5 protein-coding genes and 2 pseudogenes are annotated in these 7,462 nt (G+C 63.0%); 3 read left to right on the plus strand and 4 right to left on the minus strand.

The features are described 5' to 3' along the window. The 3 genes and pseudogenes from RMN95_RS14465 to RMN95_RS14475 form a co-directional block, all read right to left on the minus strand. Positions 1-829: pseudogene (locus RMN95_RS14465) on the minus strand (hypothetical protein); the annotation flags it as partial. A gap of 64 nt (positions 830-893) precedes the next feature. Beyond that, the gene (locus tag RMN95_RS14470) at positions 894-2,057 is read right to left on the minus strand and encodes a glycosyltransferase (RefSeq protein WP_309617612.1); all 1,164 of its coding nucleotides are present in this window, start codon (positions 2,055-2,057) and stop codon (positions 894-896) included. After that, the gene (locus tag RMN95_RS14475; RefSeq protein WP_309617613.1) at positions 2,054-3,208 is read right to left on the minus strand and encodes an N-acetyl sugar amidotransferase; all 1,155 of its coding nucleotides are present in this window, start codon (positions 3,206-3,208) and stop codon (positions 2,054-2,056) included. Before RMN95_RS14475 ends, RMN95_RS14470 begins: the two co-directional genes overlap by 4 nt. Positions 3,209-3,411: 203 nt before the next feature. On the opposite strand from RMN95_RS14475, the gene RMN95_RS14480 reads away from it, so the two are divergent. Genes RMN95_RS14480 through RMN95_RS14490 form a run of 3 tightly spaced genes read left to right on the plus strand, consistent with a single transcriptional unit; the run spans position 3,412 to position 7,011 of the window. After that, entirely contained in the window at positions 3,412-4,530 is a 1,119-nt protein-coding gene (locus RMN95_RS14480) for a hypothetical protein (protein ID WP_309617614.1), read from the plus strand. 5 nt (positions 4,531-4,535) lie between these two features. Then, positions 4,536-5,678, plus strand: a complete 1,143-nt coding sequence (locus tag RMN95_RS14485; protein WP_309617615.1) for a glycosyltransferase — start codon at positions 4,536-4,538, stop codon at positions 5,676-5,678. 34 nt (positions 5,679-5,712) lie between these two features. Next, the gene (locus RMN95_RS14490; protein ID WP_309617616.1) at positions 5,713-7,011 is read left to right on the plus strand and encodes a nucleotide sugar dehydrogenase; all 1,299 of its coding nucleotides are present in this window, start codon (positions 5,713-5,715) and stop codon (positions 7,009-7,011) included. A gap of 30 nt (positions 7,012-7,041) precedes the next feature. On the opposite strand, the pseudogene RMN95_RS14495 reads toward RMN95_RS14490, so the two are convergent. Further along, positions 7,042-7,462: pseudogene (locus RMN95_RS14495) on the minus strand (hypothetical protein); the annotation flags it as partial.

Genomic DNA, 7,462 nt, shown 5'->3' on the forward strand with positions numbered 1-7,462 from the left:
GCTTTCCGCCATAGTCACGCCAACCGAGCTCGTCGGCAATCGCACGCTTGGCGTCCGCGTAAACGTAGGGAATGTAGTTAAGCAGCGGAATCGTGCGAATGCGAACGATCTCTGGATACCAGAGGTTTCGCTTCACGAGCCCCATCACCGGGTACGTCTTGAGCTTGACAGTTCCGAATCGCTTCTGGATGGCGGTGAGGTGCTTGGCGTCGCCCGCGTCGTATCCCCACGCTGTCGGCAACACCGACTCGCTGGCGAAATTAGCCCCAGAGAGAATGTATTTGATTCCATACTTTGATGCCTGGGCGTAGGCGACCCAGCTGAATGCGTGATCGGTCGGTGTATCCGCGTTGGCGACCGAGGCCTTGAAGAACGACAACTGCAGGTCTTTCATCTCACGCCAGTCCACGACGTGTGTGTACAGGTCGAGCCCGAGTCGCGTGACGAGATTGTGGATGTTGTCGACAGCGAGCTCGCTGTTCCATCCGCTGTCGAAATGGACGGCGAGTGGTCGCAGCCCGAGCCTGACGGCCTGAAGGGCGACATACGAACTATCCACGCCGCCGGAGATGCCGATCACGCAGTCGTAAGGCTTACCCTCGCCTGCCTTCTTGATCTCCGCGACGATAATGTCTAGCTCGCTGAGTCGTTCACCAGCCTGCGCCTGGCGAAGCTCAGCCGCGAGCTCCGCATCAAATCGGAGAGCGTGGGACGAGACCCCGTGCTCGTCGAACCAGATGTCGGGATCGGTGGTGTCCATGATGGTGCGGACGCACTGCTGGTATGGCCGGATATCCGTCGATCCCGGACTCGACTCATTGACGCTCATTGCACAAAGCCTAGGCGAGGCAGGTACGTTTGACGTGTTCGGCGACGTGTCGCCCGAGCGCACGTCACGCGGCCTCCGCACCGCCAGCAAGCACACGGGCAACGAGTTCATCCCAGATGCCAGCCTGCGACTCGCTCGACAGCGTGACGGCATGGGCAGCCGACGCAGCCTTAAAGGCGTCTACCCGCTCGGCGGTGAGCGACTCAAGGGCCCTTGCCAGCGACGACGGCTCAAAGTCGGGAAGAACCAGGCCGATGTCGTATTCCTCGACGAATCGCGCCATCTCCGGAGACGGGCCGACGATCTCGCCAAGGCGCGCCTGAATGAAGTCGAAGAACTTGTTCGGGAGGCACCATGCAAGGTTGAACGTCGTCGGCGGGAAGATGCTCAGTCCGATGTCGTATTCGTTCAGGGTCGTGATGAGCTCGTTGTACGGCACCGGGTCGTGGAAGCGGATGCGCTTGTCATCCGCCGCGACGTCCATAAGCTGCGTCATCAGCTCCGATTCACCACCAACGAGGAAGAGATCGAGGGTGACATCGGCGGATGACTCCCGAACGCCCTGGATCATGATGTCGAGCCGCCGCTGCACAGCGATTCCCCCGCTGTGCACGAGCCGAATCGGCGATCCGACCGGGCGGGGGACGTTGTCTTGATACGGAGTTGCGTTGACGACAAGGGTCGAATCGAACCCGAAGACGCGCTTGTACTCGTCAGCAATTCCCTGGCTCACCGTTACGACCGCGGCTGCCTTCGGTACCTTCGTTCTGCACATCCATCGGTGGTATGGCGCGATCAGCAGTCGCCAGAGGAAGGAATGCTCCTCCTGCCGCGGTGCGTACTCGTGCAGGTCGACGATGACGCCGCGATGCGGCTGGAGCTCGAACGACACGTCGAGGGCCTTAAGGTCGTGGGCGATGATGACGTCCCACTTCGTGCCCCCGAGCATTCGCGAGGTCTCGCGGTCGAGTGCGTTGAGCCAGGTGAGCGGCCAGTACACCCGAATGAGAAGAAACCCAGCGCTCAGCAGCTTGCCGAGCAGGCCCCATCGAAACGGTCGAAGCTGTGGGATCTCGAGGTGCGCCACATCAGGGAAGGGCGCTGGACCGAATCCGGCCGTCGTGACGTCGTAGGAATCCTTGAGGAACCGCACCTGCTTGAGCGCCCGGGGCTCCTGCGCGAACGGTGTGTAGGTCAGCACGAGGATGCTGGGGCGCGTTGCCGTCACTTGAGCAGTCCGATCCGCCGCCCGATTCGCCCGACCGGGGCTCCCGCCCGACGGACAAACTGCCAGAAGGCGTCCGAGTTCGGATAGGCCGTGTAATCGACCGGCGGCAGCTCGATAAGCGCCTCCAACTCGTCTACCGAGACCCCGAGCTTTTTCGCGATGAACTCGTGATCCTGGTCGCGCAGTTGCTTCGGGTAATTCGTAGTCTCGAGCAGTGTCAGCGCGTCATTACGAGTCAGCTGGTCGGAGAGGATCATAGACGAGTAGTGGGCGAGTCGCTTGTCATAGCCAAATTTGTGCGGGAGGTAGTAGCCCTGGAAGTAACGGGTGAACACCGATTCGTAATGCTTGCCGCCATAGTCGCGCCAGCCAACACTGTCGGTGATGTCCTGCTTCGCATCCTTGTAGATGTAAGGCATGTAGTTGAGCGGTCGCACCGTTTGGATGCGGCGAACAATGGGAAACCAGATGTGGCGCGCGAACAGGCCGAGCACCGGGTAGGTCTTGAGCCTGACGCTGCCGAACCGGCGCTGCACTGCTTTGAGGTGCTTTGCGTCGTCGGCGTTGTAGCCCCACGACTCCGGCAGCACGGACTCGGTCGCCGAGTTGCCGCCGGAGAGGATGTACCTGATCCCGTACTTCTTCGCCTGCTGGTAGGCGACGTACCCGAATGCATGATCGGTCGGGATGTCGCAGTTGGCCAGCGACGCCTTGAAGAAGGACAGCTGCAGATCCTTCATCTCCCGCCAATCGACCACGTGGGTGTACAAGTCAAGCTTGAGGGTCGTCACCAGGTTGTGGATGTTGCTGACGGCGAGCTCGGAGTTCCACCCGCTGTCGAAGTGGACGACGAGTGGGCGCAGCCCGAGTCGCACGGCCTGCAGGGTCAAGTAGGTGCTGTCGACGCCGCCTGACACGCCGATGATGCAGTCGTACGGCTTGCCCTTGCCCGCCGCCTTGATGGTGTCGACGAGTTTCTCCAATTCATCGAGCCGCGCACCGCGCTGGGCAGCAACCAGATCCGGCTCGAAAACCTCGTCGAAGTTGAGAGCGTGAGAGGAGACGCCGTTCTCGTCGAACCAGATGTCAGGGTCGGTCGTGTCCATGATGGTGCGTGTGCACCGCTGGTATGGTCGCGCCTCAGCCGTCATCCGCACTCGCCTTCCCGGTCCAATGCCGCACTCAGCCGAAAAGCGAGCTGCGTGGTTCGGTCGAGGCGGCTCAGAGCGCCTCGACCGGGTACCCGCCGAGCTTAGCCGATGCCGCCCCCGTAGACTTCTAGGCGACGGTCGACCACCCCCCGGACCACCCTGTCGAGAGAGTCCATCAATTGCAGCCTAAAAGAATCCTCTGCGTGTCCTTTTCGCCGATTCACGCGGACGCTCGGGTGCTGCGCCAGATCGAGGTGCTTCGACAGCACGGTGAGGTGACGACGGTCGGCTATGGCGCGGCGCCCGAGGGCGTCACCCGTCACATCGAGGTACCAGAGAACGCGTCATCGCTGCCGGAGACACCGTTCGGAGTCGCCAAGCTCGCGCTGCACCTCCACCACGCCGTCGAGCTCACCGCCCCCGGCGAGAGGGCCGTTCTCGCGCAGGTTGTCGCGTCTGGCCACTACGACCTCGTCATTGCCAATGATGCCAGAGCGCTTCCTCTGGCTTTCGCGGCCGATGGATCGAAGGTGTATGCAGACATGCACGAATGGGCGGCGGAGGAGCGCGCGACTGTGTTCGTCTGGCGCATTCTTGTTGGGCCGTACATGGAGTACCTCTGCAAGAAGTACCTGCCGCGAGTTGCAGCCCTGACGAGCGTCAGCGCTGGACTGGCCGCCTTATACGGGGACCGCTACGGCGTGAACTACGAGATCGTGCGCAACGCAGCCGACTTGAGCGACCTCGCGCCCACACCGGTCGACCCGAATATCATTCGCCTGGTGCACAGCGGTACTGCCGATGCAGAGCGCAACATCGTCGAGTTGATAGAGGCGACAAATCGCCTCGGCGACCGATTCAGTCTCGACCTTTACCTGCTCGAGGTTCCCGGCGGTCACCTCGACGTTATCCGCAAGCTCGCCACCAACTCGCCACGAGTGACCGTGCACGATCCCGTGCCACCAGCGGCCCTGCCGACCGTGCTCAATCAGTATGACCTCGGCGTCTTCCTTTACCCGCTGAAGACCCTGAGTCACCTTTACCACCTGCCAAATAAACTTTTCGACTTCGTGCAGGCCCGGCTCGGGCTGGTGTTCTCTCCGGCCCCCGAGATCGACGCTCACATTGCTGAGTACGGCCTTGGACTCATTACGGCGGGCACGACCGCGGACGCGCTTGTCGATGCACTCCGAGAGCTCTCTGTCGAAGACGTCAAAGGGTTCAAGGCAGCGGCGAATCGAGCGGCAAGAGCGCTCTCTAGCGCGCCGGACCGCGCCATTCAGGACGCGCTTGTATCGAGACTCCTCGCCGGTGATCGATGAGGGTGGTGATCGCAACTCGGATCTTCGGCCCCGAGATCTCCGCAGCGTCGGCAATCCTTCGCACCTGGGCGGAAGAGTTTCGCGACCGCGGGGCCGAAGTCACGGTCCTGACCACGAAACCGCCGCGCGGCGCCATAGTCAACGACCCGCCGGGCATAGAGGTGCGCAGGGCATCGGTGAAACGTGACCGGCAGCAGTATGTGCGAGGGTATCTCAGTTACATGAGCTTTGACCTCCCTCTCGCCTTCCGGCTCCTATTTTCCCCAAGGGCCGACCTCTATGTCGTTGAACCCCCGCCCACCACCGTGGGAGTGGTACGCGTCATCGCTGCGCTTCGCCGCACGCCATACGTTGTGAGGGCCGCTGACTACTGGTCAGAGGCCGCAGAGATGGTCACGAGTTCGTCATTAATCCTAGGCACCCTGCGCCGCGTCGAGTCATGGGGGCTGCAAGGCGCCAAGATGCTCTTTGCCGCGCACGAGCCGCTGATAGACCGTTTGCGCGAGGTCGGAGTCACAACCCCCGCCGTGCCGATCGGCTTCGGCGCCGATACCAAGGCCTTCCACTACGACGGCCAGACGCCGCCCAAGCCGCCGGTCTTCGTCTATGCCGGCACGCACTCCGAGTGGCATGGCGCGGGCATCTTTGTCAACGCCATGCACGAGGTCGTTCAGCAATATCCCGGTGCCCGCCTTCTCTTCTACGGCAACGGAGAAGAACGCGAAGGGATTCGAGCCCGAGCGCGCGAGCTCGGAATTGAGCGCTACGTCGAGTTCCACGCCCCGATCCAACCTGCGGCACTTTCGCCTATTCTTGCAGGGGCCACCGTATCGGTTGCGAGCCTTACACCTGTTGCGGCGAACGAATACGCCCTGGCCACCAAGGTCTACTCCTCGCTCACCGCCGGATGCCCGGTTATTTTCGCCGGTGTCGGGCCCACCGTAGCGTTCCTGAGCGGGCATCCTCAGGCCGGTGTGGCAGTCGGCTACAACGTCGGGGCCGCTGCAGCAGCGATGATTAGGGCAGCGGTCTCCCCCGTGCAGCCCGCGGAACGCGCCGAGCTGGCCAGGTGGTCGGCAAGCCAGTACTCGCTTAACGCGATCGCACGGCGAGTGGTGGACGAGAGCCTCGCCATCATTGGCAAGTAGCATTGAACCGCTCAACTTAACCTGGAGACACTCCTTGAAGATCACTGTCATCGCCCTCGGCAAGATCGGGCTTCCGCTCGCCGTCCAGTTCGCTAGTAAGGGGCACGAAGTGGTCGGCGTCGACGTCTCCCGGCGCACGGTCGACCTGATTAATTCTGGCATCGAGCCGTTTCCAGGCGAGGCGCGCCTCCAAGAGCAGCTCTCCGACCTCGTCCCGGCTGGCAAGCTCCGCGCCACCACCGACTACTCCGAGGCCGTGCCCTGCGCCGACGCCGTCGTGCTCGTCGTCCCACTCTTCGTCAATGAGGACACCGCCGAGCCGGACTTCGGCTGGATGGATGCCGCCACCCGCTCGCTCGGCGAGGTGCTCACTCGGGGCACCCTGGTCTCGTACGAGACCACCCTTCCCGTTGGCACCACGCGAACGAGATGGAAGCCCATGCTTGAGGAGATCTCGGGTCTGAAGGAGGGCGTGGACTTCGATCTGGTCTTCTCCCCGGAGCGGGTGCTCACCGGCCGGGTCTTTGCCGACCTCCGCAAGTACCCCAAGCTCGTAGGTGGACTCACCGAGCGGGGGGCGTCGAGGGCCGTCGAGTTTTACCGCGCGGTGCTCGACTTCGACGACCGCACTGACCTGCCCCAGCCGAACGGCGTGTGGGATCTCGGCAGCGCGGAGGCCGCCGAGCTTGCAAAACTCGCCGAAACGACCTACCGAGATGTGAACATCGGTCTTGCGAATCAGTTTGCCCGCTACGCGGCGACAGCGGGTATTGACGTCTACAAGGTCATCGAGGCGTCGAACTCGCAGCCATACTCGCATATCCACCAGCCAGGCATCGCCGTTGGCGGCCACTGCATCCCGGTGTACCCCCGGCTATACCTGTGGACCGACCCGGAAGCGACAGTCGTGGCTGCGGCGCGCGCCGCGAACGCCGGGATGCCGGACTACACAATCGGCCTGCTCGAAGGCGCATACGGCGATCTGGCCGGGGCGAAGGTGGCGGTCCTCGGCGCCGCCTACCGCGGGGGGGTCAAGGAGACGGCGTTCTCCGGCGTATTCGGCGCGGTCGAAGCGCTCACGCAGCGCGGCGCGACCGCGGTGGTGCACGACCCGTTGTACGCAGACGAAGAGCTCGTGAAGCTCGGCTTCACCCCGTACCACCTCGGTGAGCCGGTCGATGCCGCCGTGGTCCAGGCCGACCACGATGAGTATCGATCGCTCCGCGTAGGCGACCTGCCAGGAGTCACGGCGTTCATTGACGGGCGTCGGGTCTCGTCCTCTGAGCAGTGGCCGGGAGTCGCTTACCGCGCCATCGGCAAGGCGACCATCTGACGATCTTCGTCGTCTGGCTCTAGAGCGGGATCAGGCTCCGACCTCGGCCAGGAATCGAGGGCCCTCTCCTCTGGTTGAAAGTTCCGAAGCCGCACGAGCCGAAGCCTGCTTTATGGCAGCGATCTCAGCCGCCGACAACCGGTTGATCGCGGCTGCAAGGTCCGAGGCGCTCCAACCTTCCACGACGATGCCGAAACCGTGCTCCTGCACGAAGCCCACCATCTCCGGGCTATCGCCGATCACTACTCCGAGACGCCCCTGGATCGCCTCAAAAAACTTGTTCGGCAATGCGTAAATATTGTTGGGGAACCGCGGTGGGAAGAAGATCAGCACAAGGTCGTACTTATTCAGGGCGCGAGCAACCTCGGTCACACCGACGGGCTCACGGAAGGTCGCTCGACCTGCGGCCACCGCGGGTTGCTGGCGATGGGGCGCGAGCGAGCGCTCGTCG

The organism is Salinibacterium sp., assembly GCF_031364185.1.
Taxonomy (GTDB): domain Bacteria; phylum Actinomycetota; class Actinomycetes; order Actinomycetales; family Microbacteriaceae; genus Rhodoglobus.